This window comes from Halorubrum sp. Atlit-8R (genome assembly GCF_003666025.1).
In the GTDB taxonomy this organism is placed as follows: Archaea; Halobacteriota; Halobacteria; order Halobacteriales; family Haloferacaceae; genus Halorubrum; species Halorubrum salinarum.
Genome location: NZ_QPLV01000005.1, coordinates 71,225 through 95,939 on the forward strand (window position 1 = coordinate 71,225; position 24,715 = coordinate 95,939).

The window sequence follows — 24,715 nt, forward strand, 5'->3', positions numbered from 1 at the left end:
AGTATGAGCCGCCTCAGAAGAGGCGAACACCCACGCTAGGCCCGTGGGTGCTCAGACCTCGATGCGGTCAGACCAGACCGACCGCATGCTACGATACATACTCACACGTCCTGAATCCTGTGCTCAACCGTGGACGCATCGGAATCAAAAGACTACCAGGCAGGAGGAATTCGATGACGCCTGATGATGAAGACGAGTCCAGACAGTTTGGAGAGGACCCACAACACTTCGACGACAGTGCCCGTGCCATCGCTGATAAGGCCAAGCTATGGACTAACGCCCGCCGTCAACACGTCGTACGACAAGTGTTGGCCGCTCCGAATAGGGAACTGTCGCTCAGAGAACTCGCTCTGACTCTTCGCGATCATATTGACCAACACTCCGATCAGAACCCCGATTACGATCACGTTCGCCAAACGTTGCGCCGACGTCATCTTCCGCGCCTCGCAGAACACGGCGTCGTCAGGTTCGAAGACAATACGATCCGTCCCGGCCCGGAGTTCGAGACAGCAATAGGACTGTTAGTTCGCAGCGATCCTCGAATCTAACGACTGAACTGGGTAGTAATCGCTGTAGTTAGACTTCAAGCCCTTTCATCGCGAGCATGCGACCTTGCTTTTCAGAACAACCTCTCATTATGATAGTTAGACTCCAGTAGGTTCTGTTGGCGCCACCAGATTTCGAATTGGCTGTTTCGTATCATTTCGGGGCATAGAAGCGTGCTACTGTCGAGCAGAGACTGTGGACGCCGCTGTTAATGCTACTTCGTTCCACCATCCAGTAGCGGAGTGCCGAAGTTAGCCCTCCACTCCAATCATTCGACAATGACACAGGCAACGCAATCACCGGCTCCCGACGACCGACAGTACGACTATCCGAAGGTGAGGATTTACTCCATCTTGGGAGATACCGAACACCGGATCATCCTACGAGTTCTTGCAGACGCCGATGAACCGCTATCTCTCAAGGAACTCACCCGTGCGACACTTCTTGACGAGGAGTTCGATCAGGAAATCAGTGCATCGGTGCTGAGAGGGCTGATGTTGGATATTTATCTGCCAGTTTTAGAGTCCGCCGGTGTCATCGATACTGACGCAGGTTACAACAAGATCGCACCGGGAGAGCACCACGAGGGGTACCATGAGATGGCTACGGCGGTCGACGAACTCTACGACAGTCACTTTGGGGGTCGCTGATGCTCGCGACGCCTATCGGACTCTACGAGTTGTCGGATGTCCATCTTGATGTAGACGAGTTTGGCATCAATATCGACGATCCGGTCGTTCTCATCGGGACACGGTCTGCTGGACCAACCCGCCGTGAGCGGGGGACAAAAACAGTGGTCGAACTCGGCCCTGCCCGCTATCCGGCGTCGATCTTCCAGAGAGATTGCTGTGATGTCCTCGACGCCTCGAATGATATACTATACGGTTCCGTTGTCGTGTCGGCGGACGACCTCTCAGACGATGCGATCACCGCTCTTCGAGAGAGTGGTGGTTCCGTGTTCTCCGACATCACTAGCCCGAATGCGCTCTACTGACTTCAGACTAGATTTTCGATCGTGAGCGTGCGCCAATATGGGCTTCAAAGAATTTGTCTCCACGGTCGATAGCGTATTTGACCGATTCGAGGTGGTGAAGAGCTCTCTTTCCGGGTTGGAACGACCACTTGACGAACTGTTCGACGATCCGATTGTAGTCATTCATTGGTCCGCCGCGTCCGAGGAAGAGATACCGGACGTCTCCCCGGTACTGAAACTTGCCGCACGGGAAGACATGGTCCTCGTCGATCGAACTCTTGGATATATAGGTGACGACGAAAGCTCGACCAAAGCGCCACAACTGAGCGAGCACTTAGAGTTTGAATATTGTCCATGACTGCTGCCGGTCACGGAGCTTGCTCTTCGAAAGTTTCGAACAGTCACCATACAATATCTCCCCTATGTTATTCTTCCGCCCACTCAGTGCGACTCCGATACAATAGTTAATCGAACTGAGTGATCATTGTCATGGACCTGCGAGTAGCCGAGTCCAACTGGCACCTGAAGTTGCCGTCTCAGTGACGACAGAACGTCTGCTCGCCTTAATGGCTCATAGGCATGGGTTCTTACGGACTCAAATCGGCCCTCACGCCGTACTATTTCGCCATATAACACCACCAGATTCGTTAAGAACTTCTCTAATCCTAAGAGAAAGCGTGAGAGATTTTGGCCGTTTTCCACAATATCCATCTCACGCTTTCTTAGAGCGTCAGAGAACACAAAACAGAGTTTAGATATTTCTTTCGCCAAGTATCTACTGTATCTACCAGACTAGGCTGAATATACCCTCTCGGGATGATATAAATGTGGGCAAACTGCCCACACCAATTTTGAAATCGCAAGACAACAGCCGAGTGTCGAAATCACTTTTTTTGACACGCACTATTTCACTCCAGTGATAAGAAAAATCGGCCAGAATCAGCCGGGGGAGTCTGTACCACACATATCGGTTCGATTATAGAAATGTGGGCAAACTGTATACATCGATTTGAGAATCACATTACAGAAGTAGAATCCCCATATCAGATAAGAGACAACGGCACAGTCAGTAAAGTGAGAGTCCTGAATTTTCGGCTTCCACCTTCGATTTGTGACTGGTGAATGGGTTTGCTCAATTATAGAAATGTGGGCAAGCTGCCCACACTCATTTTGAAATCGCACGAAGAGACTTGATTCTCTATCTCGGTTTTCTGACACGCCGTATCTATTCATGATGATATGGGTCTCGAAGGACGAACTACTGTACAGAGTGTATGATTTCTTATAGAACGGTGGCTCGCGTGGGGTTCGGTCAGGCAGTCAACCAGGAGCGTTTGTTCGATGTCGATCTCACCACGACCGTCCAAACTGCCGACACGACCAATTACCCAATTCAATACTATCTCAATCTCGGCATCAACTACTTTGAGCTGAGCAAGACGTCTCTATTTTGGACGACCGGTGTAACTAATGTAACTGTTAGCCTGAATTCCCGATGCTCGCGCCCTAACGTGGGATTTCAGAGAGACTAACGATGTCGTGCGGTCTGTGTCCGCCTGCCGACGAGTATAAAATAAGCAGTTGTAACTTGCCCTATTGGTCGTATATCAACTGTAGAATCTGATACCGGTGATCCAGATAGAGATGATAGCAGTCAGATTATCGTGGCTTGGTACGACTGTTGAGTTCTCAGTATCGTGTCCTTGTCAGTCATGTGTTCCGTCTCCAGTTTCAGGTGAATCAACCCGCCCGTGCCGTTTGTCAATCTCATCGAGGGTATCCAGTGTCTTGCGGATTGACGCTCGAACTGCGTCGCTCCGATTGACGAACTTCCCGTCGTCACCGACGTGTTCGTCGAGGTCATCAAGCAGTTCTTGAGGGATTTCAACGCTGACCTTCGGCATACAGTTGTATTCGCAGAGGAATCTCTTCAGCGTACCGCACAGGACACCGGTCTAGCCGCCTGATACCGATACGGCATGCCCTGCTGTAAACAGCGTGGTATCTCTGAACAGATGGATTACGGGAGCCACCAATACATCTGCGCACTCGGTCGGTGCCTGTGGAATGGCCTTCAGAGAGAACTCAAGCGAAGAGTGGAACACAGATTTTTAATCGCTGCTATATACGGTACTCAAAGACACCATGCCTGAAAGCGAAACTGAGGACCTCGACTACTACCCCCCAGGGTGGAGCGAAGAGATTCACGACGAATACTACATCGAGTGGGTCCTCGATGACGATCAAACAATTTTCGTCCGCCTTGACGGAACGATGGGCGACGGGCAGTATTCCGTAACTCCACTCACCGGCGTGAACACGGATGGTGAGGAATTCGTCACGAAACCAATATCTGGACTGTCACGAACCGACGCGTTCGACGTCGCAGCGACACTCATCTATGCCATGAACGGGGTGGCGGGGCGGCTCAACGGCGAAGCTGAATTTACAGGAGACATCGGCGCCGAATCTTAACATCGACAGATTGGACTACTGTGTTCAACGCCGCTTGACTAGACTTGTCACGAGAAATCCGGCCGCTCAGCGTATGTAATTGGATCGCGTGACCCGGCATTTCGGAACGCCTCAAGCCGGAAAGCGCACGCATCACATGTACCACACGCCGGTTCCTCGTCACGATAACACGACCATGTGATGTCGTACGGCACGCCGAGTTCCAATCCTCGCTCAGCGATTTCCGTTTTCGACCACTCAACGAACGGTGCTTTCAATTCAATCTCTGTCTCGGGTTTCGTCCCGACGTCGATCACGTTCTGAAAAGCGTCGAAGAATGCCGGGCGACAATCAGGGTATCCGGAGAAATCCTCTGAATGCGCGCCGATAAACAGGGCTGACGACCCGGTTGCCTCCGCGTACGATGTCGCCATCGACAACAGATTCGCGTTCCGGAACGGCACGTACGACGTCGGAATCTCGTCACTCTCAAGATCCGCATCAGCCACGTCCATCTCCTCGTCTGTCAGGCTTGACGCGCCGATTTGGGAGAGGTGCCCTGTTTCGATGTGCAGGAAGTCAGCCGCACCGACCTCCTCAGCAAGTGCTTTCGCACACTCGTACTCCTTGTCTTCCGTGCGCTGCCCATACGACGTGTGGAGGAAGTACGGCTCGTACCCCTGCTCTATCGCCTCGTACACAGCTGTCGCACTATCCATCCCGCCGGACACCAGAACCACCGCGCTTTTGTTGCTCATGTCTGCTCAGTTACGTCGGATTTGTCATCGTTCTGTCCACCAACCCGCGAGCGATGCCCATACCACACTTCCGGCACCGCTCTACGTTGACCGGAATCTCGTCGTGTAGTGCTCATGTTCCAGGGGCGTCGTTCCACAAATCAACATGAAGCCGAGGGGTGTACCGGTACCCGTATTCCATCGCTAACTCTGCGACCTCGCTTCGCGTCCCATCGAGTTGCTCACGCGTCATGCCTTCCGGCATCAACAACACGTCATCGTCCGCCACGGTCGCCTCCGTTGCCGCTCTCACTCGATCAACCAGGTTCGTAATTTCCGGAAGATCAGACTCGTCCGTCACGACGAACTTGAGTTGTGTTTCGTACGCGTCAACCATGCGGGAGAGCGCATCCATATCGATTCGGTTCTGCTCGTGTTTCTCTTCCCATTCCCCGTCGCCCTTCGGGTCACGATCCGGTGTCGGCGTGCTACTCGCCAGTTTCGGGCTGATACTTGCCAGATCGATCGGCGCATCCCGGTAAATCGTCCCGTTCGTCTCCACCGTTGTATGATACCCTTCGGCGGCCAGTCGCTCTAAGAGCTCGACTGACTCCTCGTGGATGAGTGGTTCCCCACCCGTGAGTACGACGTGGGTAGCCTGCTCGTAGGAGTGGATTTCGTCCACGATCGAGTCGACGTCACGCCATGCCCCGGTCGGCTCCCACGACGTATGGTACGAATCACAGAACCAACACCGCAGGTTACATCCAGAGGTCCGTACGAAGACGGAGGGGACGCCAGCAAGCGTTCCCTCGCCCTGTAGCGAGTAGAACACCTCGTTGATCGGGAGTCCCTCACCAGCCGCATCAGCGTCCGTCGTGGGCTCCTCGGCATCACTTGCGACCGGCATTAGTAGGTCGCGCAGAGCTCGTCGGTTTCGCTCACCGACACCGACACGTCCGAGACGGTGTCCGGGAACGCGTCGAGCATTCGCTGTTCGAGCAAGACGCTCATCACCTCGGCCGTCGGTGGATGGTCCAACACGACGAGCGCGTCGCCGTCGCCGGACGCTTCGAACGCGTCGACGAGCGGGTCACCTTCTTCGACGAGGAACCGGTGATCCCACGCATTGATGACGTCCGTGACGTCACCTTTGTCGACGACCCACCCCTCCTCGGTGAGCTGGCCGGTCACTTCGACGGTGATCTCGTAGTTGTGCCCGTGTGGCCGCGAGCACTTCCCGTCGTGATGGAGGATTCGATGGCCCGAGCTGATCCGAATCGGGTTTTCCTCGCCAATCAGCAGCGTTCGTTGCCCTGCTTCCTGAAGCACATCTGCTTCGGATTCGTCTCTGGATATACTTCGGGCCATACTCGAAGAATATTCGGAGAATATATAAATATTGAGTTTCGTTACTACATCGATGGAACAGCAGTCCCACTCACACTCACGATCATCCTTCCTCTGCCAGGTCCCCCGTTACTCGCCGGTATCCACTCGGCCCGAGCGACACCAACGCATCACACGCAACTGTACGATCACAGATGGCGGTGACAACTGATGGAGACTGAGGATACTCGCGCGATCTTCACCGCTGTGTTCGCCGGTTCAATCGTCCTCGCAAACGTCCTTGCCGCGAAACTGACGTGGATCGAACTGCCCGGGCTCGGTGGCGTCGCCGTCCCCGCTGGTTTTGTCGCCTTCGGCGTCGCGTATCTCGCTTCAGACCTGCTCGTCGAGTACCACGGAAAAGAATATGCTGCGACAGTGGTCAACGGAACTGTCGTCACGCTCGTCATTGCGTATGCGCTCGTGTTTCTCGCAATCTGGATGCCGTCTGCACCGTTCTACGGCGGACAAGAAGCATTCGTCTCGACGCTTGGTGGCTCCGCATCAATTATCCTCGCCTCAGTCGTCGCGCTCGCGGCCGCCCAACATCTCGACGTCCGATTATTCGCCAATCTGAAGACTCGCACCGCTGGTCGGCATCGTTGGCTCCGAAACTGTGGTTCGACCGCAATTAGTCAAGGTGTGGACACGGTCGTATTCATCACACTCGGTTTCGCTATTTTCCCGGCACTCGGCCTTGGTGGGGACCCAACGTGGGGTTGGGCGCTCGTGTCGATTGTCGCTGGGCAGTACATCGTGAAACTATTAGTGGCACTGATCGATACGGTCCCGTTCTACGCCGTCACAGAATTCGTAGAACGACCAACTTAGCTGGAAGATATACTGAATATAATTCTGTTGAATGACTGTATTAGCCGAGCACCTGTGCGAGCGAGCAGACCTCTAAGACGTGACAGGGACGACGCAAGAGACCCTCGCGTGCATTCTTGGAAACCCCGAATCGAGCGGCTTGATCCGGAGAAAGTCAGGACGTACGAGGCCTCACCGGCGGGTCAAGCGCTTCTTGAGGTCTTCTATCCAACTGTCGAGACCGCTGCTACACTCGGTACCCTTGGAGACCCCGTCGTTTGGCTCCCGTTCACCGAGGTCAACTTCGACGTACGGCACCTCGACAACGCTTGTGTCGTCCAATCAGCAAAGGCCGATGCCACCCGGCCGGTGAATCGGAGCCTTGACCTCATTGATCAGCCTGAAACCGTCCGACTGGTCATAGGGTAGGGGCTAACCCTTTTACCTAAACCTCCACTGACCACCAAATATGACGACAGCGCTGACCTCTACGATGGGCCTCGGAGAACAAGTTCCGCGGTTGCGACGGCCTCCCATATCCGGCCATACCTCAGCCTTGGTTTCTCGAGAGGGAGACCCTGGTTAGATGGAGCAGGCAACACCGCCAAGTTACGTCCTTGGCAACGGTATCAGACCGGTTGGTAGTCCCGACCGTCGAATCGAAGATGACGAAATCGGCTGGAAGAATCCACGGAATTGGTTCCGGAAGAGTGGTGGTAGCGTATGAGCACCGCCCAAGACCCAACCGCCGAGGAACTCACATCGTTGCGGGAGACGGTTGAGGACCTCCGTGACGAACTCGAAAAAGAACGTGAGGCTCGGCGAGCGATAGAGCGGAAGCTGGCAGCTCATTCCAAGCAGCTCCAGAACGACGTAGAATTCGAGTGGGATACCGGGATGATCGAGGATCTGTCCGTCAGGTCCACGACTGGAGCTGAATTCCCCCTCGGTACCGCGGTGATGAAGCGTGCGACCAAAGACCGTGTTCAGGAGCTCGAAGCTCGCACCAGGAAGCTCGAAGAGGGGGAAGTAGACGTCGTCGTCCGGAACGAGATGGACCACGACGCGCTCCCGATCGAGCGGGCAATCGCACTGCGTCAGCAGGGTGGTAGTGACCTCTCCGCCAACAAAGAGAGGGCGACGCTGGTCTTTCCCGAATTCGGCCCTACGTCCCGATCTTGGTCGGGGAAAATGCGGCTCGACTCCGATGGAGTACGTCGCATCCTCGCTGAGAAGACCGACAGGTCCTCTAAGTCATGGAATCGGAATACCGTCGTACGGGTCATGCGCTGGGTAGCCAAACTCTCCTCGGACGAGGAACCTGATGACCGCGACCCCTACGACGATGGAAACCTGATCCACATGCGCGAGGGCGACAGACGGCTCGAACTCGTCGCCGACCGTGGGGAATGGATCGACTGGACCAGAGAGGCCGCTGGGGGTGATCACTGAGCCAGCGTTACACCGTCGTAACACTGGACCCCAGAAGGGCCGTAACGACGACTGACGGGTCATAGATGGCCTGTCACGAGTTTCGGACCACTATCGGTCGTAAACATCACTTCGTTAGTGCTGAGTGTACCTACCGCCCTACCCCTCGCCCATTATTTTCCAAACTATCGTGTCGTTATTATCTTCGCGCAACGTTACGACCTATCTTCCACCAGCGTTACGACAGAGTAACGACGTGGCGTCCTTTGGAGACCGGCCTTCCGAAAGTAATGGGTTCAACGATGCTAGCACCGGCAGAGGCCAGTCTATTTGAATACAGTACACGTACGTGTCCGATCCCCTGTCGAGACTGAAGATGGAGACGAAGTCGTAGAGACGGTGATGGAGGATGTAACAGTCGAGGCTGATGTCACAGTCAATGGCAGCTGGTCTATTCAGGGATCGTTGCCCAGTCCACCCGTGTTATCAATCCTACAGCGCTCTTGAAGTGAGTTGGTAACTATAGGCACGATATACCAGCATTTTTAAATCCTCTAGCAGTACGAATACGTGGAATCCCCAGATGGCGACGACCCGCGCAGGATATCGATTGGGTTACGAATTCACAACGCCTCCAATTCCCCGGCCGAAAAACCCGAAAATGTGGTTAGAAGGTCTGAAGATGGAGAAATCGTACGGTTACAATCCGTACGAAGTTGGTATGGGTTGGGGCGGATTCGAACCGCCGGCCTGCTCCGTGTGAAGGAGCCGTCATAACCTGGCTAGACCACCAACCCGCTCACTCCGAGGTATCCGACGTCCGGACTTAAGAGTTACTTTACGCCGAAGCTTCATTTCGCGGCCGCCCGGATCCCCCGTCGTGACCCACGAACTCCGCTTCCTCGAACGGCTCCGCCAGGGCGTCGCGAGTCTCCTCCACGCGCCGCTGTCGCTCGTCGGCCTCTACGCCGAGCGGGAGACGCCACGGGAGCAGTACGCGCTCACGCTCCGCGAACCGTACCCGGTCGTCGAGGCGCGGCTCCATCGGCTCGGGTTCGTGCGCAACCTCGTCTCCTCGCTCAAGTACCGCGACTACGAGACGCCCCCGCAGACCACCGTGGCCAGCTGGGTCCGGTACCCGGAGGGGCCGCTCGAAAGCGACGACCAGCTTCACCTCGCGCTGTACGCCGGCGCCGACCGCTCGACGACCGACGTGTACGCTCACTGGGAGCCGTCGTGGATCCGGCACCCGATCCGCCACTACCGAGCGACGGACGTCGACGCAGAGGAGGGGATCCGACGGGTGCGGTCGCTGTTCGAGGCGGCCGACGTCGAGTACGCGGTGCTGCCCGCCGAACAGCGGATCGGCGGCGACGCGGCCGCGACGGCTGGCCCGCCGCTGAAGTAACTCGACGTCTACGCTCGCGCCGAGAGGAGCGTCGTTACTCCGCGGCGGTGTCCTTGCCGCGGTACTCCGCGACGCGCTTGCGAGCGGACGCGACCGCATCGCGGGCCTCGCCCTCGGCGCGCTCTTCGAGCTCCTTCAGGTCCGCCTGGAGCTTGTCCAGCCGCGAGGGCTCCGGCTCCTCGTCGTCCTCCCGGCCGACGAGCTCTTTCACTCGTTCCTCGACAGGCGCTAACTCCTCTTTCACGCCCGCCTTCGCGTGTTCCGCCGCTCGACCGAGGTAGTACCGTGCGTCTTCGAAGTGCTTGCTCATATCTGTCCTTTGGTGAAGGGCAGATATAATCTTTGTGGCGGCGCACTGAGGACAGTATTCGTCGCGGCGCGTCGTCCATCCCGAACGCCGGGCCCGACTCGGGAACGCCGAGACCGCCCCGGAGAATGAAGCGTCGGGACCGCTTCGTGGGATCTACTCTCGCGCCCCTGGCGGCAGCGGGTCGGCGTGGTCCGCGATCGCCTCGGCGACGCGGTGGGGATGTTCGTGGACCACCCAGTGGCTCGCCTCGTCGATCACGAGCAGCCGGCCGTCGGCGCAGTGCTCGACGCTCTCGTGGGCCAGTCGGCGCGCGAGGAACCGGTCCCGTGCGCCCCAGACGACCAGCGTCGGCACCGTCACCTCCGTCGTCGCCGGCTCGGGGCGGTCGCGGACGATCGCGCGGTACCAGTTCACCATCGCCTCGAAGGCGCCGTCGCGGTCCCACGCGCGGCGATAGCGCCGCAGGTCCTCGTCGGTGAAGGTGCCCGGCGCGCTCGTGTCGCGTAACGCGTTCGTCGCGAGCCGCCAGTTCCCGGCGCTGGCGATCGCCTCGGGCAGCTTGGGGAACTGGAACGCGAGCACGTACCAGCTCTTGAGCCGCTGGTCCCACGAGGTGCGGAGCGCGCGCTCGAAGACGGTCGGGTGCGGGACGTTGACGGCGACCAGCTCCGAGACGCGGTCCTCGTGGTGGAGCGCGAGCCACCACGCCACCGCCGCACCCCAGTCGTGTCCGGCGACGGCCGCCGTCTCCCGGTCGTACGCGTCGATCAGCCCGACCACGTCGCGCGCGAGTTCGTCGATCCGGTAGTCGCGCACGGCCGAGGGCTTCCCGGAGCAGTTGTAGCCGCGCTGGTCGGGGACGACGACGCGGTAGCCCGCGTTCGCGAGCGACGCGATCGCGTCGTGCCAGCCGTACCAGAACTCGGGGAAGCCGTGGAGCAGGACCAGCAGTTTCCCGTCTTCCGGGCCCGCCTCGACGACGTGGAGCGGCACGCCGTTCGTCTCGACCGCGCGGGATCGGCCCGGAACCGACTCGGGAATCTCGTCGTCGGGGACCGACTCCGGCAGCGCCGCGTCGTCGACCGGCCGGCCGGTTGGCGTCTCGTCCATGTCGACACGGTGTGTCGGCACCGGCAAATAGGTACGCTCGACGGGAGATGCCCGGGATCGAAATCCTCAAGCCGCTGGCTACCGCCGTTCCAGGTATATTCGCGGATCCCGAAGTCCGCCGCGGTGAGCGCGTTCTCCGGGGATTCGCACCGTACCCTATGACATCTGACTCGTCGACCCCTTCAGCCGCGGACGCGGGCGCGTCGACCGACGACGCGCCCGTCTCCAACGTCGTTCTCGTCACCGTGGACTCACTCCGCGCGGACGCCGTATCCCCGTACGACGCCGAGCGCCGCTCGCCGGTGATCGACGACCTCGCCGACGGGGGGACGGTGTTCGACCGCGCGTTCGCGACCGGCAACTGGACGCCGTTCTCGTTCCCCGCCATCCTCGCCTCCGAGCCGGTGTTCGCGCGGACGGGCGACATCGGCGTCGACGAGTCGGTGACGCTCGCGGAGGCGCTCTCCGACGCCGGGATCGCGACCGGCGGCTTCAACGCCGCCAACGGGTTCCTCACCGAGCACTGGGGGTACCCCGACGGGTTCGACGAGTTCGAGCCGTTCGTCACGAGCGTCGGCTCCAGCGTCTACAGCCGGTACCTCGCCGCGCATCCGACCGTCGAGGCGTGGATCCAGCTCGCCACCTCGCCGATCCGCCGGCTCGGCTCGAAGCTCCGCGGCGACAGCGACGACCGCCCGTTCCTCGACGCCTCGCGCATGTTCGACGTCGAGGACGGCGCGACCGCGTTCGTCGACGACACCGACGAGCCGTTCTTCCTGTGGGTCCACTACATGGACACGCACACCCCGTACGTGCCCGCGCCGCGGTACATCCGCGAGGTGTCGGACGGCATCGTCGGCACCCACCAGATGCTCCACGCGCACGCCCGGACGAGCCTCGGCCTCGAAGTCGGCGAGCGGACGCTCAACGAGCTACGGACCCTGTACCAGGCGACGGTGCGGCAGGTCGACGCCAGCGTCGGCCGGCTGCTCGACGCCCTGGACGCGGCCGGCGTCCGCGACGACACGGCGGTCCTGCTCGTCGGCGACCACGGCGAGGAGTTCCAGGAGCACGGCCACCTCGCGCACTACCCGAAGCTGTACGACGAGCTGATCCACGTCCCGTTCGTGGCCGACGTCCCCGGGCTCGACGGCGGGCGCGTCGACGGCCGCGTCGGGCTGGACGCCATCCCGCCCACCGTGGCCGACCTCCTCGGCGTCGACGCGCCCGACGACTGGCACGGCGAGTCGCTCCTCCCGGCGCTGCGCGGCGACGGGGCGCTCTCGGAGACCGACGAGGAGTCGGCGGCCGACCCGGTCGTCTCGGTGACCGTCCGCGGCGAGGACGTGACCCAGCAGCCGATCCCCCGGTCGCTGTCCGACGGCGACCTGTTCGTCAGCGCGCGCGACGACGACTGGACGTACATCGAGAACGTCGACGCCGGCGAGCGAGAGCTGTACCACCGCCCCTCCGACCCGACCCAGCAGACGAACCTCGCGGTCGACCCCGACGCGGAGGCGCAGGCGGTCATCGACCGGTTCGCGCCCGTCGTCGACGCCCACGCGGAACTGCTCCGCGAGCGCGGTGCGGCGGCGGCCGCGGCGGCCGCCGAGCGCGGCGAGGACGAGGGGGAGGTCGACGAGGACCTCGAAGCCCGCCTCGAAGCGCTCGGGTACAAATGATCCGAGCGGTCCTGCGCGACCTCGCGAGCGGGCCGATCGCGGTCCAGATGCGGCGGTTCGTCGTCGTCGGCGCGCTCACCGCCGGGCTCCAGTTAGCGCTGCTCTGGCTGTTCGTCGACACCGCGGGACTGAACTACCTCGTCGGCGCGACCATCGCCATCGAGATCACGATCGTCTGCTCGTACGTCCTCAACAACGCGTGGACGTTCCGCGCGAGCCGCAACACGGGCGTCTCCGAGTACCTCACCGGACTGCTGAAGACGAACCTGGTCCGCGGCACCGCGATCCCGATCCAGCTCGGCGTCCTCGCCGCGCTCGTCGAGTGGGGCGGCGTGATGTACCTCGTCGCGAACGTGGTCGCGATCATCATCAGCGGCCTCTACCGCTTCGTGCTCGACGCGCAGTGGACGTGGGGGTAGCCCCGTGTCGACCACCGGCGGCCCGCTCGGCCGGCGAGCGCGCCGCGCGCCTCAGAACGGGAGCCGCGGCTCGACCCGTTCGACGAGGTCCCGGACCGCCTCCTGCTTGTAGTAGCCGACCGCGGACGCGGCGACGACCAGCCCGACAAGCGCCATCGCCGAGAGGAACCGCCCGCTGGCGAGCTCCCCGCCGGCGTACACCGTCAGCACGTACGCCGGGAGCCGCCCCACGGCGATGACGCCCATGAACGTCGGCAGCGACCACTTGGTGAGGCCGCTCAGGAAGCAGATGGCGTCGTCCGGGAGGCCGGGGATGATGACGAACGCGAACAGCCCCGGGACGCCGACGGTGTCGACGAACCCGTCGAACCGCTCGATCACGTCCTCGTGAATGACGTTCTCGACGAAGGAGCGCCCGTACCGCTTCGAGAGCGAGAAGGCGACCGCGCTGCCGATGAGCACGCCGGTGAGGCTGTACACGGTTCCCCAGAGCGAGCCGAAGAGGAAGCCCGCGACGAGGGCGACGACCTGTCCCGGGATCGGGGCGACGACGACCTGGAGGGCCTGGAGACCGATGAACACGATGGGGGCGAAGACGCCGAACTGGTCGAGCCACGTCCGGAGGGCCTCGGCGTTGGTGAGGAAGCCGGCGTAGCGGCTCACGAGGACGTAGAGCCCGACCGCGAGGACCGCGACGCCGACCGCGGCCGCGATCCCCCGCCGGCGGTCCGCCCGCGAGGAGAAGAGTTTCATTCGTGTCGTAGCGGGCGACAGAGGGACTTGAACCTTACCAACGTCGGAATCGGATCTCGCTCGTTTCCCCGGAGGTATGCTGCCGGGCCCCGATCCCGGCCGCGTCTCACGCCAGCGGCTCCGCGCTCCAGTACGCCATCCGCATCGGGATCCCCTCGGCGTCGCGGTAGTCGGCGTCGCTCGGCAGGAACCGGAGTTCGTCGGCCGGGCGGCGCGCGACGACGGCGAGCGCGAGCGCGTCGACCGCGTCGTCGACGGTCGCGTCCGCGGCCTCCGCGAGGTCGGGGGCGTCGTCGGCCAGCCCCCGACAGATATCCCCGAGCGCGGCGCCCGGCTCGTCGAGGTGGGCGGCGAGCGCGTCCAGCCGCTCGCCGACGCCCGGCGCGCCGGTCTTCGAGTGGTCGAGTGAGCGCCCGGCGAGCCCGCGGAAGCACACCTCCGGGTGCGCCTCCATCACCGCCTCGCGCGCCGCCTCGTCCCCTCGGAGGAACGCGTCGACCTCGCCGACCGCCGGCGCGATGTGGTACGACTGCCGGCTCAGTCCCTTGTCGAGGTCCCGTCGGTTCCGCTCGCTCACGGTCTCGTAGTCGGCCCCGTCCATCGCCGCCTCGCACGCGCCCCGAGACGGGACCGGGAACACGCTGCTCGGTCGGCCGCTGGCCGACCGCGCGGCCGCGTCGACGGCCTCCCGGGCCGCCAGCGTCTCCGCGTCGTCCGGGAGCCCGATCGGCACGTCGACCAGGATCCGATCGACGCCGTCCGCCCACAGCGCTTCGAGGTCGCGTTCGAGGCGCGCGTCCGGTTCGCCGTCCCCGTCGATCACGACCGCGAGCCACGCGCCGCCCGCCCAGTCGACGCCCGCGACGGTGTCGGTTGGCATTACCGATCGGTTCCCGCTCGGGACACTCAATCGGTTCGGTGCGTCCGAAACCGAGCGCCGCGGCTCGTCGGGGCGAACGGATGCGGGAGAAGTGGGCCGGCACGAATTTGAATCGTGGTTACGGCCACCCGAAGGCCGAAGGATACCAAGCTACCCCACCGGCCCGCACTCGACAGAAGGCCGCTCGTTCTTTTAATCCTTCCGAAAGGGGGTCCGGACGCGCTCGATCGATCCCGAGCCATGCGCCTCACTCGCACACGTGCCGAACGCTTATTCCGCGATCGGGCGTCTTGGGACCGTGACACTCGACTTCGACCGGGACCGCGAGACGGTGTTCGAGAAACACCGCAGGAACGAGTCGATGCCGGGGAACGCAGCGCTCAAGCTGCTCGTGTTAGAGGAACTGCTCGCCCGCGAATTCGAGGTCGGAGAAGTCTGCGAGAAAGACGAATTCACACGCCGCATCGGCGAGCACTTCTCGAACCCGATCGAACTGCGCCGCGAGTTCGTGAACTTCGGCCACGTCCGGTACGACAACCGCGAGAACGAGTACGAAATCCGAGCCCTCCAGCTCTCCGAGGCCGACGTGCGGGCGAACGACCACCTCGAACGCCACGCGAAGGACCTGGGTGCGTTAGACTGACGCTCCCCGACGGGCGACCGTCGCCCGCTCCGTTCGCCGGTCTGCTCGACCGTCGGCGGTGTCCGAGCCGTCAGACCTCGAAGTACCGGTCCCGGTGCTTCCGACAGCCCGGGTTGAACGCGGCGCCGCACGACGGGCACGCGTCGTCGTCGGCATCGAGGTACTCGCGCGCGGTGAGGGTCGTCCGGCAGGCGCCGCACAGCACCGCCGGCTCGTCGAAGCGGTCGCGGGGCCACGGGACCGCCTCGTGGTCGGCGGCCGCGTCGTGGCAGGCGTCACAGGGGTAGTACGTCTCACAGCAGCCGAACCGGAGCGCGATCACGTCCACCGGGTCGTCCCAGTGCGCGCAGCGCGTCCCGGGGCCGACGTCGATTCCGCGGAGCGGGACCGCGAAGCGCGGGTCCGTCTCGGGCGCGGTCGTCGTCTCGCGGTCAGTACTCGGCGTAGCCATCGGTGTCGAGCCAGTTGTGGACCACGGTGACGGTGTGGTCGGCGTGGAGCAGTTCGGGGCCGACGCGCAGCCGCCGCTCGGCGCGCTCGGCGACTGCGTCCGCCTCCTCGGGCGCGAAGTCGTGGTGATCGGAGAGCACGAACACGGGCTCTTCCGGGGGCTCCGCGTCGACGAGCGGGTCGCCGTCCTCGTGGAGCTGGACGAGCGTCCCGTCGGGGCCGCGCCCGTCGTCGCCGACGAGCCGGTCGAGCGTCGCCTCCAGCCCCATCCGGCGGATCTCGACGCCCGGCGACACGTCCGCGGGCATGTGCCCGATCGCGTCCGCCTTCGCGTCGAGCGCGTCGCGGATCCGCGCGGCGACGTTGCGCTCGTCGGGGTGGAGGTGGCGGACCGTGTCGGCGTCGACGGTGACGGTGAACTCGTCGGCGATCACGAGGTGGACCCGGACCGACTCGCGGATCCCGTGCGAGAGGAAGAGGCCGGCGCTCACGCACCGACAGAGGAGGTCGAGCCGCCCGGCCCCGGGGATGTCGGACAGCGAGACGGCGTCGGGGTCGGTGGGCACGTCGCGGCCGATGACGACGAACTGGCGCATGTCCGGGGCTCGCCCCCGACCCTCATAAGCCGTGCGACCCAACCGCCGCCGTGAGCCTCACCGGACTCTGCCAGGTCTGCGAGGCGGCGACCGCGAGCCGGACCTGCGACCGCTGCGGGCGAGCCGTCTGCGACGACCACTGGGACGAGACCGCCCGCGCCTGCTCGGGCTGTGCCGCCGGACGGGGGTAGCGCCGGCCGAGCCGACGCCCGCCGGAACGCCTCGCCGCCGGCGACCTATCGGTGGCGGTTCAGGCGCTTCTTGAGCCGCTTGGCCGCGTCGCCCGCGGCGCCGAAGTACGTCGCCTCGTCGTCGGGGCGGCTCGACTCCTCGCCGGCGAAGATGATGCCGCGCGAGGAGTTCACGAGCCCGACGTCGACCGGGAGGTCGGGCCGGGACGCGAGCCCGTGCTCGACCGCGGCCTCCGCGTCGCCGCCCTGCGCGCCGACGCCGGGCACGAGGAACGGGATCTCGGGCACGATCTCGCGGACCGTCTCCAGCTCGTCGGGCGTCGTCGCGCCCACGACCAGCCCGACGTTGCCGTTCGCGTTCCAGGTGTCCGCGAGCGCGGCGACGCGCTCGTAGACCGGCTCGCCGGAGGCGAGTTCGAGGTCCTGGAGGTCGGCCCCGCCGGGGTTCGACGTGCGACAGAGCGCGAACACGCCCTTGTCCGCGCGGTCGAGGAACGGCTGGAGCGAGTCGCGGCCGAGGTACGGGTTCACCGTGATCGCGTCGACGTGGTCGAGGATTCCGGCGTACTGCCGCGCCGTGTTCCCGATGTCGCCGCGCTTGGCGTCGAGCAGGACCGGGACGCCCTTCCCCTCGGCGTACGCCGCGGTCTCGCGGAGCGCGCGCCAGCCGTCCGGGTCCTCGTAGAAGGCCGCGTTCGGCTTGTAGCAGGCGGCGTGCTCGTGGGTCGCGTCGATGATCCGGCGGTTGAACGCCCACCGCGGGAGGTCGGCGTCGGTCACGGTCTCGGGGAGTCGGCTCGGGTCGGGGTCGAGCCCGACCGACACGACGCTGTCGACCGCGTCGATCCGGTCCGCGAGCGTCTCGAAGAAGCCCATACGCGCCCTGCGTCGGCGGGCGCACTAACCGTTGTGTTCCGCGGCCGCGCCCCGAGGACCGCGGGCGAGCGTCCCCGCCGGCCGAGCCGGCGTATGTGCCGACCCGGGGCCGCCGTAATAACAGGATACACCAGTCGGCCCCTCGTCGGTCGCCACAGGCATGGCCGGTCGCACGGGCGGTGGGCTCCGGACGGCGGTCTCCGGACCCATCCTCAAGTACTACGTCTACAAGGCGACGAAGTCGGTCGAGTTCTACCGGCCGATCATGTACCTCTTCTTCCTGGCGCAGGGGCTCTCGTTCACGCAGATCGCCGTCTTAGAGGCGCTGTACAACCTGACGACCGTGTTCGGCGAGATCCCGACCGGGTACGTCGGCGACCGCGTCGGGCGGCGCAACAGCCTCCTCATCGGGACGGCGCTCATCTCGGCGACGCTCCTCGGCATCGGCCTGTCGGACTCGTTCCTCCCGCTGGCGGGGCTGTACGTCTGCTGGTCGCTGGGGTACAACTTCCGCTCCGGGAGCGAGGACGCGTGGCTCTACGACACGCTCACCGACGACCTCTCCGAGGACGAGTTCGCGCGCGTTCGGGGGCGCGGCGAGTCGGCGGCGCTGGCCGTCGGCGCCGTCGCGGCGGTCCTCGGCGGGTACCTCGGCGGCGTCGACCTCTCGTACCCGTGGTTCGTCGCGGCCGGCGTGACGAGCCTCGGCGTCGCGGTGCTCCTCACCCTCGACGAACCGGAGACGTACAAGGAGACGGACGCGGACGACCTGACCCTCCGCCGGACCGTCGGCATCGTGCGGGAGGTGCTCTCGCGCCGTCGGATGCGCTCGTTCCTGCTGTACTACTACGTCCTGTACGCCGCCGTCACGTACCTCGCGTTCGTCTTCCTCCAGCCGGTGTTCGAGACCGTCGTCCTCGACCTCGGGGTCGCGCGGTCGCGGGTCGAACCCCTCCTCGGGTGGTTCTACGCGGCGTACAGCCTCGTCGGCGCGGTCCTCACCTACTACACGGGGGCGATACGGGACCGAATCGGGCTGCGGGCGTGGTTCCTCGCGCTCCCGTTCGCCGTCGGCGGCGCGCTGCTCGGGATGTACTTCGTCCCGGTGCTCGCGCTCCCGACCTTCCTCCTGATTCGGGGGGTGTCGGACGTCACGCGGTCGTTCGCCGGGCAGTACGTCAACGACCGCGCGGAGACGCTCGGCCGCGCCACCGTCCTCAGCGCGATGGCGATGGTGAGCGGGCTCGCGGTCGTCCCGTTCCAACTCGGCAGCGGCGTCATCTCCGACGCCGTCTCGCCGCTGTTCGCGCTCGGCGTCGGCGGCGGCGTCCTCGTCGTCGGGGCGACGGCAATCCTCCTCTGGCGGGTCCCGATCGGCGGCGGGCCGGCCGACGACTCGGGTGACCAACGCCCGGACGGCTGAGGCGCTCGCTCGCCGCCGCCCGCTAACAGGAGCAGTAATACTCGCGGTCGACGAACTCCGTCTCGAACAGCTTCGCGGCCGGGCCCGGGTCGGAAGGCCGGTACACGCCGGTCGTCAGGTCCCCCTCGCGCTCGAACGCGCCGGAGACGAGCCGGCGCCAGTCGGCCGCCGACAGCTGGTCCCAGAAGGCGTCGTCGCCCGCCAGAAGCGAGAGGTAGTCGCGGAGGTACACCCACCGCGTCGGCTCGACGCCGTCGGACTCGTAGCTCGCGTCGGTGACCGCGGCGTAGGCGGCCATCGGGAGGTTCGCGCCCGCGGCGACCGGCATCGAGATCCACTTCCACGGACGGGTGTTGACGTCGAGCAGCAGGAACTCCTCGCGGTCGGCGTCGTAGACGAACTCCGACTCGCTGATCCCGTGGTACCCCGCGTCGTCGAGGACGGCGAGCGCGCGCTCCTCGATGGCGGGCTCGTCGGCCGTCTCCACGAGACAGGAGGTGCCGAAGTTGCGCGGGTACCGGACCGCGGCGTTGCCGACGACGGCGAGCGCGTCGTCGCTCCCGGACGGCGGGACGTAGGAGGCCAGCGAGTGGTCGCGACCCGTCGCGATGTCGACGCGCTTCTGGGCCATCACGGCGATCCCCTCCTCGCTCGCGGACGCGACGACGTCCGCGAACTCCCCGCGGTCCGCGACCTCGATCACGTTGGTGCCGAACGCCTCCTCGAAGTCGCGCTTGAGCTCGGGTTTCACCACCAGCGGGAAGCCGAGCGCGTCGGCCGCCTCCCCGACCGTCGCGTCGGGCTCGCGCGTCGCCGCCGCCGCGGTCTCCTCCAGCCGGTACGTCTCCGGGTAGGGGACGCCGAGCGCCTCGCAGGTCGCGTATAGCTCCGACTTGTTCAACACGTCGTCGAGCGTCTCGCTGCCGGCGAACGGGAGCCGGACGCCGTCGGGGTCGGCCTCGGCGTACGACAGCGCCCACTCGTCCATACAGCCGAACGCGACCGCTTCGGTGCCCGCGGCGTCGACGATCGCCTCCACGTCCTCGCGGAACCCGTCGAGGTCGTCGAGCGGGTACGTCACCGCCCCGGCGAAGTCGACCGCGTCCGAGGGCGGCGCGAGGCCGTCGTGCGTGACGGTTCCGGCGTCGGCTCCCGCGTCGCCGCCCGCCCGGTCGAGCGCGATCACGGGCACGTCGTGGGTGTCGAGCGCGCGAGCGACCCCGAGCCCGGTGATGTGCGCGTTGCTGACGAGCGCCGGCGGCCGGTCGAACTCGGCGTCCGCGAGCGCGTCGATCAGTCCCTCCGTGGACCGGAACGTGTCTGCCATACCCCGCCTCGTCGGCGGACGCACAAAAGGGTCCCACGTACCGGCCCGGAGTGCCCGTATCGAGGACGGAGCCGGGCGGGTCCGCGTCGGCGGCCGCGGTTCGCGCCGGCGACGCGAGCGGCTTTTCAGGGCGCGTCGCCTCCGGATCGCTATGACCGAAACCGAGGACGACGCCGACGCCGAGCGCGTCGACGACGACGCCGACGCCCCGGCAGATGAACTCCCAGACCGGGTCCGGCGCGCGTTCGCGGACCACGGCTCGTTCGAGCGCGAGGGCGACGCCTGGGTCTCGACGACCACCGCGTTCGACGGGCGCGTCCGCGCCGAGCCGGCGGCTGAGGGCCGGATCGCGTTCGCGGTCACCGTCCGCGTGCCGACGCTGTCGGCCGTCACCGCCGACGAGGTGGCCGACGTGGTCGAGGACGGCTGGGCCGACACGTTCGAGCGCCGCGCGGTCGACGTGGGCGGCGTCACCCGGAAGGACCGCGAGTTCGACCCCGCCGTCGAGCGCGAGGGCGACGAGATAGCGGTCACATACGAGTTCGTCGACATCAACGAGCGTCGCGGCGTCGACGACGCGGGCGCGCTGATCGACTTCGTCGAGGGGACGTACGTTCAGGGCGTCATCCCGGGCTACGAGTACACGGCGCCCGTCTCGGACCTGCTCTCGGCCGCGCGACAGCAGGGCGGCGGCGGTCCCGTCTGAGGCCGATAGGGGGAAGTGTCGCCGGCCCGTACGGCGACCATGCTCGCGCTGTTCGGGTTCGGCAGCCTCCTCGCCTTGGTGGCGTTCCACACGTTCCTCGCCGGGGTCGCGACCCGGTTCTTCCGGATTCAGCTCTCCACGTCGTGGGGGTCGGTCCTCTACACGCTCGTGTTGACGCCCCTGCTCCTGCTCGTCTCCACGCTCGTGTTCACCGGCGCGCTCGGCGTGGGAACCGGGATCGACGTGGGGAGTTCGACGATACTGCTGGCGCTCCTGATCGCGCTGCCGCTGGCGCTCGGGATCGCCATCGACTACCTCTACGTCCCGTCGCCCGACGACTACGAGCTGCCGGACACGCGCTGACGGCGATAGCCGTCGCCCGCGACCCTCCCGGCGGTCAGCGGTCGACCAAGCCGGCCACGATCTCCTCGACCCGAGCGACCACGTCCTCCGGTGCGCGCGTCGCGTCGACGCGATGGAATCGCCCGGGGTCGGCGTCGATCAGCCGCTCGTAGTTGTCGCGCACGGCGGCGAGGTAGCCGTCGCGCTCGAACTTGTCGGTCCGGCCCGCCCGCTCGGCCGCGGTCTTCGGGTCCAAGTCGAGGTATATCGTCGCGTCCGGCGGGCGCGAGAAGGCGGCGTGGATCCCGCGGACGTACTCCAGCGGCCGCTCGATCCCGGCGTCCGAGCGCGCGAGCGTCGCCCCCTGATAGGCGAACCGCGAGTCTGAGTACCGGTCGGCGATCACGAGGCCGCCGTCCGCGAGCGCCGGTCGCACCGTCTCCGAGAGGTGGTTCGCGTGGTCGGCGGTGTACAGGAACAGCTCCGCGAGCGGGTCGGCGTCCGGGTCGCCCATCGAGCGCCCGACCGCCTCGCCGTACCAGCTGTCGGTGGGCTCGCGGGTGAACGTCGCGTCGGGGTACACGTCCTGGAGCGCCTCCCAGACCGTCGTCTTGCCGCTGCCGTCGAGCCCCTCCAGCGTGATCAGCATGGTGGCGTTCCGACGCGGCGAGGAATAAACGGCGCGGGTCCGGACCGCCCGGGGCGGACCCGCTTACCGGTCTCGACCACAGGCCGACCGCCCCTTTTTGTGACCCCTTCCCGAACGACCGCCATGGTCGTCGACTCCTCGGCCGCCCGCGCGCTCGGAGGGGACGGATGGTAGCGGTCGCCGTCTCCGTCTCGCGCGTGGCGGCGGCCCTCGCGCTGGTCGCGTTGAACGGCTTCTTCGTCGCCTCGGAGTTCGCGTTCGTCAGGATCCGGGCGACATCGGTCGAGCAGCTGGCCGAGGAGGGGAAGGCGGGCGCGGAGACGCTCCAGGAGGTGATGGGCAACCTCGACGACTACCTCGCGGCGACCCAGCTCGGGATCACGCTCGCGTCGCTCGGCCTGGGGTGGATCGGCGAGCCCGCGGTCGCGGCGCTGATAGAGCCCGTCCTCGGGCCGCTCCTGCCCGAGGGGCTGGTCCACCTCGTCGCGTTCGCGATCGGCTTCTCGTTCATCACGTTCCTCCACGTCGTCTTCGGGGAACTGGCGCCGAAGACCATCGCCATCGCGCAGGCGGAGCGGATCTCGCTGCTGCTCGCGCCGCCGATGAAGCTCGCGTACCTGGTCTTCTCGCCCGGCATCGCGGTGTTCAACGGGACCGCGAACGCCTTCACGAGCCTGATCGGCGTGCCGCCCGCCTCGGAGAGCGACGAGACGCTCGAAGAGCGGGAGATCCGCCGCGTGCTGGCCCGCGCCGGCGAGGCCGGCCACGTCGACGAGTCCGAGGTCGCGATGATCGAGGGCGTGTTCGACCTCGACGACACCGCGGCCCGCGAGCTGATGGTCCCCCGCCCCGACGTGGTCTCGCTGCCCGCGGACGCGTCGCTCTCGGCGGTCCGCGAGACGGTCCTCGACGCCGGCCACACCAGGTACCCGGTCGTCGAGCGGGACGACGCCGACCGCGTCGTCGGCTTCGTCGACGCGAAGGACGTGCTGCGCGCGACCGCGGCGGGCGACGACGGCGCCACCGCGAGCGACCTGGCGCGCGAGATACTCGTCGTCCCCGAGACGACGAGCGCGAGCGACCTCCTCGTCCAGTTCCGCGACGAGCGCCGACAGATGGCGGCGGTGATCGACGAGTGGGGCGCCTTCGAGGGGATCGCCACCGTCGAGGACGTCGCCGAGGCGCTCGTCGGCGACCTCCGCGACGAGTTCGACGTGGCCGAGCGCCGCCGGACCATCCGCCGGACCGGCGACGGGACGCACGAGGCCGACGGCTCCGTCGCGCTCGCCGACGTCAACGACGCGCTCGGCACCGACCTCAGCGGCGACGGCTACGAGACGCTCGGCGGGTTCGTCCTCGACCGGATCGGCCGCTCGCCCGAGGTGGGCGACGTCGCGGAGACGGACGCGTACGCCTTCGAGGTGACCGCCGTCGACGGCGCGCGGATCTCGACGGTGCGCGTCACGCGGCGCGACGACCCGGCGGGGTCGGCGGACGAGGGCGACGACGGGCAGTCGTCGGGCGCCGGGGACTCGCCGGACGGTGACGCGGCGTAACGGCGCGGCGGTCTCGGGCCCCCTGAGCGGTCCCGCCTCCCCCACGCCGACGCGGCGACGACGCGAGCGTTTTTCACCCGCGGGCGCGACCGGGCGGGTATGTTCGACCGGATCTGCGTCCCCACCGACGGCAGCGACGCGGCCGCGGCGGCGTTCGACCACGTCCTGGCGATCGCCGCCGACCACGGCGCGACCGTCCACGTCCTCCACGTCGCGGACACGACCCGCGACAGCGTGACGCGCATCGGCGGCGACGTGGTTGACGTGCTGGAGACGGAGGGCGAGTCGATCGTCGAGGCGGCGGCCGCGCGCGCCGCGGAGCGCGGCGTCGACGCGGAGACGGCCGTCGAGCAGGGGGGCGTCCCCGAGACGGTCGTCGACTACGCGGACCGGGTCGACGCCGACCTCGTCGCGATGTCCACGCGCGGGCGGCAGGGGGTCGAACGCCTCGTCGGCAGCACCACCGAGCGCGTCGTCCGTCGGTCGCCGGTGCCGGTGCTGGCCCTCCGCCCGGGCGACGAGGCCGTCCCGTACCCCTACGAGGACGTGCTGGTGCCGACCGACGGGAGCCCGGCCGCGACCGCCGCGCTCGACCGCGCGCTCCCGGTCGCCGAACGGGCGGGGGCGACGGTCCACGTCCTCTCGGTCGTCGACACCGGCGGCATCGGCGTCGGGGACCACGTCGAGGTCGACGTGCTCTCGGAGTACGCCGACGACGCGGTCGCCGCGGGCGTCGAGCGCGTCGAGGCGGCCGGGCTGGAGGCGGTCGGCGCCGTCGAGGTCGCCTCCTCGCCCGCCCGGGGGATCCTGTCGTACGTCGGCGACCCCGGCGTCGACCTCGTGGCGATGGGGACGCACGGGCGGACCGGCGTGGGCCGGTACCTGCTGGGCAGCGTCGCCGAGCGCACCCTCCGCAGCGCTCCCGTCCCGGTGCTGACGGTCCCGGTCCGGGACGAGGAGTGACCGCGGTCGACCGAGTCAACCCCCTCGCCGCGGCGCTCTCCGCCCCGGATCCCGCCGGCGTCCGCGAGCGTCTGACGCCGCGGTAGGTTTA

Annotated in this window: 29 protein-coding genes and 2 tRNA genes; 16 read left to right on the top strand and 15 right to left on the bottom strand. The window is 65.6% G+C overall.

What is annotated here, in order from left to right; all coding sequences use genetic code 11:
• Window positions 1-824 precede the first annotated feature (824 nt).
• From DVK05_RS12995 to DVK05_RS16945, 3 genes are read left to right on the top strand one after another with little or no spacing between them, the layout of a single operon-like run.
• Window positions 825-1,196 carry a hypothetical protein gene (locus DVK05_RS12995; protein WP_121563923.1) on the top strand — a complete coding sequence of 124 codons (372 nt, stop codon included), beginning with the start codon at window positions 825-827 and terminating at the stop codon, window positions 1,194-1,196.
• Window positions 1,196-1,540 (top strand): hypothetical protein, encoded by a 345-nt coding sequence (locus DVK05_RS16940; protein ID WP_121598748.1) that lies wholly within the window; start codon window positions 1,196-1,198, stop codon window positions 1,538-1,540. Before DVK05_RS12995 ends, DVK05_RS16940 begins: the two co-directional genes overlap by 1 nt.
• Before the next feature lie 37 nt (window positions 1,541-1,577).
• A complete protein-coding gene (locus tag DVK05_RS16945; protein ID WP_147437782.1) occupies window positions 1,578-1,877 on the top strand; it encodes a hypothetical protein in 300 nt (99 codons plus the stop codon).
• Between the two features lie 1,348 nt (window positions 1,878-3,225).
• Here DVK05_RS16945 and DVK05_RS13000 read toward each other — a convergent pair.
• Window positions 3,226-3,423 (bottom strand): type II toxin-antitoxin system ParD family antitoxin, encoded by a 198-nt coding sequence (locus DVK05_RS13000; protein ID WP_121563925.1) that lies wholly within the window; start codon window positions 3,421-3,423, stop codon window positions 3,226-3,228.
• Between the two features lie 241 nt (window positions 3,424-3,664).
• Between DVK05_RS13000 and DVK05_RS13005 the strand changes: the two genes are divergently transcribed.
• Entirely contained in the window at window positions 3,665-3,994 is a 330-nt protein-coding gene (locus DVK05_RS13005; protein ID WP_121563927.1) for a hypothetical protein, read from the top strand.
• A gap of 47 nt (window positions 3,995-4,041) precedes the next feature.
• Here the strand turns inward: DVK05_RS13005 and queC are convergent, their stop codons facing one another.
• From queC to DVK05_RS13020, 3 genes are all read right to left on the bottom strand, one after another.
• Window positions 4,042-4,731, bottom strand: a complete 690-nt coding sequence (gene queC / locus DVK05_RS13010) for a 7-cyano-7-deazaguanine synthase QueC (protein WP_121563929.1) — start codon at window positions 4,729-4,731, stop codon at window positions 4,042-4,044.
• Window positions 4,732-4,843: 112 nt separating this feature from the next.
• Entirely contained in the window at window positions 4,844-5,620 is a 777-nt protein-coding gene (locus DVK05_RS13015; RefSeq protein ID WP_121563931.1) for a 7-carboxy-7-deazaguanine synthase QueE, read from the bottom strand.
• Complete coding sequence (locus DVK05_RS13020; RefSeq protein ID WP_121563933.1) at window positions 5,620-6,081, bottom strand: 6-pyruvoyl tetrahydropterin synthase family protein; 462 nt, start codon at window positions 6,079-6,081, stop codon at window positions 5,620-5,622. The genes DVK05_RS13015 and DVK05_RS13020 overlap by 1 nt, the downstream gene beginning before the upstream one ends.
• A 189-nt stretch (window positions 6,082-6,270) precedes the next feature.
• Here DVK05_RS13020 and DVK05_RS13025 point away from each other — a divergent pair, with 189 nt between their 5' ends.
• Together DVK05_RS13025 and DVK05_RS13030 are read left to right on the top strand one after the other, a co-directional pair.
• Window positions 6,271-6,930, top strand: coding sequence for a queuosine precursor transporter (locus DVK05_RS13025; RefSeq protein ID WP_121563935.1), 660 nt, complete (start codon window positions 6,271-6,273; stop codon window positions 6,928-6,930).
• 702 nt (window positions 6,931-7,632) lie between these two features.
• Window positions 7,633-8,361: a hypothetical protein gene (locus DVK05_RS13030; RefSeq protein WP_121563937.1), complete on the top strand. Its 729-nt coding sequence runs from the start codon at window positions 7,633-7,635 to the stop codon at window positions 8,359-8,361.
• Between the two features lie 701 nt (window positions 8,362-9,062).
• Here DVK05_RS13030 and DVK05_RS13035 read toward each other — a convergent pair.
• Window positions 9,063-9,137: transfer RNA gene (locus DVK05_RS13035), tRNA-Val, on the bottom strand.
• An 83-nt stretch (window positions 9,138-9,220) separates the two neighbouring features.
• Here DVK05_RS13035 and DVK05_RS13040 point away from each other — a divergent pair.
• Complete coding sequence (locus DVK05_RS13040) at window positions 9,221-9,748, top strand: hypothetical protein (protein ID WP_121563939.1); 528 nt, start codon at window positions 9,221-9,223, stop codon at window positions 9,746-9,748.
• 34 nt (window positions 9,749-9,782) lie between these two features.
• Here the strand turns inward: DVK05_RS13040 and DVK05_RS13045 are convergent, their stop codons facing one another.
• The gene (locus DVK05_RS13045; protein WP_121563941.1) at window positions 9,783-10,058 is read right to left on the bottom strand and encodes a hypothetical protein; all 276 of its coding nucleotides are present in this window, start codon (window positions 10,056-10,058) and stop codon (window positions 9,783-9,785) included.
• A 153-nt stretch (window positions 10,059-10,211) separates the two neighbouring features.
• The gene (locus DVK05_RS13050; RefSeq protein ID WP_121563943.1) at window positions 10,212-11,168 is read right to left on the bottom strand and encodes an alpha/beta fold hydrolase; all 957 of its coding nucleotides are present in this window, start codon (window positions 11,166-11,168) and stop codon (window positions 10,212-10,214) included.
• A gap of 158 nt (window positions 11,169-11,326) precedes the next feature.
• On the opposite strand from DVK05_RS13050, the gene DVK05_RS13055 reads away from it, so the two are divergent.
• Together DVK05_RS13055 and DVK05_RS13060 are read left to right on the top strand one after the other, a co-directional pair.
• The gene (locus tag DVK05_RS13055) at window positions 11,327-12,850 is read left to right on the top strand and encodes a sulfatase-like hydrolase/transferase (protein ID WP_121563945.1); all 1,524 of its coding nucleotides are present in this window, start codon (window positions 11,327-11,329) and stop codon (window positions 12,848-12,850) included.
• Window positions 12,847-13,269 carry a GtrA family protein gene (locus tag DVK05_RS13060; protein WP_121563947.1) on the top strand — a complete coding sequence of 141 codons (423 nt, stop codon included), beginning with the start codon at window positions 12,847-12,849 and terminating at the stop codon, window positions 13,267-13,269. The genes DVK05_RS13055 and DVK05_RS13060 overlap by 4 nt, the downstream gene beginning before the upstream one ends.
• Before the next feature lie 51 nt (window positions 13,270-13,320).
• On the opposite strand, the gene DVK05_RS13065 is transcribed toward DVK05_RS13060, so the two are convergent.
• The 3 genes from DVK05_RS13065 to DVK05_RS13075 form a co-directional block, all read right to left on the bottom strand.
• Window positions 13,321-14,022: a TVP38/TMEM64 family protein gene (locus DVK05_RS13065; protein ID WP_053772733.1), complete on the bottom strand. Its 702-nt coding sequence runs from the start codon at window positions 14,020-14,022 to the stop codon at window positions 13,321-13,323.
• Between the two features lie 106 nt (window positions 14,023-14,128).
• Window positions 14,129-14,902: a DUF429 domain-containing protein gene (locus DVK05_RS13070; protein WP_121563949.1), complete on the bottom strand. Its 774-nt coding sequence runs from the start codon at window positions 14,900-14,902 to the stop codon at window positions 14,129-14,131.
• Window positions 14,903-14,994: 92 nt separating this feature from the next.
• Window positions 14,995-15,067 (bottom strand) — tRNA-Pro (locus DVK05_RS13075).
• A gap of 133 nt (window positions 15,068-15,200) precedes the next feature.
• Between DVK05_RS13075 and DVK05_RS13080 the strand changes: the two genes are divergently transcribed.
• Window positions 15,201-15,545, top strand: a complete 345-nt coding sequence (locus tag DVK05_RS13080; protein WP_121563951.1) for a DUF2087 domain-containing protein — start codon at window positions 15,201-15,203, stop codon at window positions 15,543-15,545.
• Between the two features lie 70 nt (window positions 15,546-15,615).
• On the opposite strand, the gene DVK05_RS13085 is transcribed toward DVK05_RS13080, so the two are convergent.
• The gene (locus tag DVK05_RS13085; protein WP_199712332.1) at window positions 15,616-15,996 is read right to left on the bottom strand and encodes a CHY zinc finger protein; all 381 of its coding nucleotides are present in this window, start codon (window positions 15,994-15,996) and stop codon (window positions 15,616-15,618) included.
• On the bottom strand, window positions 15,977-16,591 hold the full coding sequence (gene trmY / locus DVK05_RS13090; RefSeq protein ID WP_121563953.1) for a tRNA (pseudouridine(54)-N(1))-methyltransferase TrmY: 615 nt from the start codon (window positions 16,589-16,591) through the stop codon (window positions 15,977-15,979). The genes DVK05_RS13085 and trmY overlap by 20 nt, the downstream gene beginning before the upstream one ends.
• A gap of 50 nt (window positions 16,592-16,641) precedes the next feature.
• Between trmY and DVK05_RS17395 the strand changes: the two genes are divergently transcribed.
• Window positions 16,642-16,782: a hypothetical protein gene (locus DVK05_RS17395; RefSeq protein WP_173230315.1), complete on the top strand. Its 141-nt coding sequence runs from the start codon at window positions 16,642-16,644 to the stop codon at window positions 16,780-16,782.
• 45 nt (window positions 16,783-16,827) lie between these two features.
• On the opposite strand, the gene pyrF is transcribed toward DVK05_RS17395, so the two are convergent.
• Entirely contained in the window at window positions 16,828-17,658 is an 831-nt protein-coding gene (gene pyrF, locus DVK05_RS13095; RefSeq protein WP_121563955.1) for an orotidine-5'-phosphate decarboxylase, read from the bottom strand.
• 160 nt (window positions 17,659-17,818) lie between these two features.
• Here pyrF and DVK05_RS13100 point away from each other — a divergent pair, with 160 nt between their 5' ends.
• Window positions 17,819-19,081: an MFS transporter gene (locus DVK05_RS13100; RefSeq protein ID WP_121563957.1), complete on the top strand. Its 1,263-nt coding sequence runs from the start codon at window positions 17,819-17,821 to the stop codon at window positions 19,079-19,081.
• 22 nt (window positions 19,082-19,103) lie between these two features.
• Here the strand turns inward: DVK05_RS13100 and DVK05_RS13105 are convergent, their stop codons facing one another.
• Complete coding sequence (locus DVK05_RS13105) at window positions 19,104-20,408, bottom strand: carboxylate--amine ligase (protein WP_121563959.1); 1,305 nt, start codon at window positions 20,406-20,408, stop codon at window positions 19,104-19,106.
• A 151-nt stretch (window positions 20,409-20,559) separates the two neighbouring features.
• Between DVK05_RS13105 and DVK05_RS13110 the strand changes: the two genes are divergently transcribed.
• Together DVK05_RS13110 and DVK05_RS13115 are read left to right on the top strand one after the other, a co-directional pair.
• Window positions 20,560-21,114 carry a DUF5813 family protein gene (locus tag DVK05_RS13110; protein WP_121563961.1) on the top strand — a complete coding sequence of 185 codons (555 nt, stop codon included), beginning with the start codon at window positions 20,560-20,562 and terminating at the stop codon, window positions 21,112-21,114.
• A 39-nt stretch (window positions 21,115-21,153) separates the two neighbouring features.
• Window positions 21,154-21,477 (top strand): hypothetical protein, encoded by a 324-nt coding sequence (locus tag DVK05_RS13115; RefSeq protein ID WP_121563963.1) that lies wholly within the window; start codon window positions 21,154-21,156, stop codon window positions 21,475-21,477.
• A gap of 34 nt (window positions 21,478-21,511) precedes the next feature.
• On the opposite strand, the gene tmk is transcribed toward DVK05_RS13115, so the two are convergent.
• The gene (tmk, locus tag DVK05_RS13120) at window positions 21,512-22,105 is read right to left on the bottom strand and encodes a dTMP kinase (protein WP_121563965.1); all 594 of its coding nucleotides are present in this window, start codon (window positions 22,103-22,105) and stop codon (window positions 21,512-21,514) included.
• Window positions 22,106-22,272: 167 nt separating this feature from the next.
• Here tmk and DVK05_RS13125 point away from each other — a divergent pair, with 167 nt between their 5' ends.
• The gene (locus tag DVK05_RS13125; RefSeq protein ID WP_121563967.1) at window positions 22,273-23,661 is read left to right on the top strand and encodes a hemolysin family protein; all 1,389 of its coding nucleotides are present in this window, start codon (window positions 22,273-22,275) and stop codon (window positions 23,659-23,661) included.
• A gap of 99 nt (window positions 23,662-23,760) precedes the next feature.
• Window positions 23,761-24,624: a universal stress protein gene (locus DVK05_RS13130; RefSeq protein ID WP_121563969.1), complete on the top strand. Its 864-nt coding sequence runs from the start codon at window positions 23,761-23,763 to the stop codon at window positions 24,622-24,624.
• The last annotated feature ends 91 nt before the right edge of the window (window positions 24,625-24,715 follow it).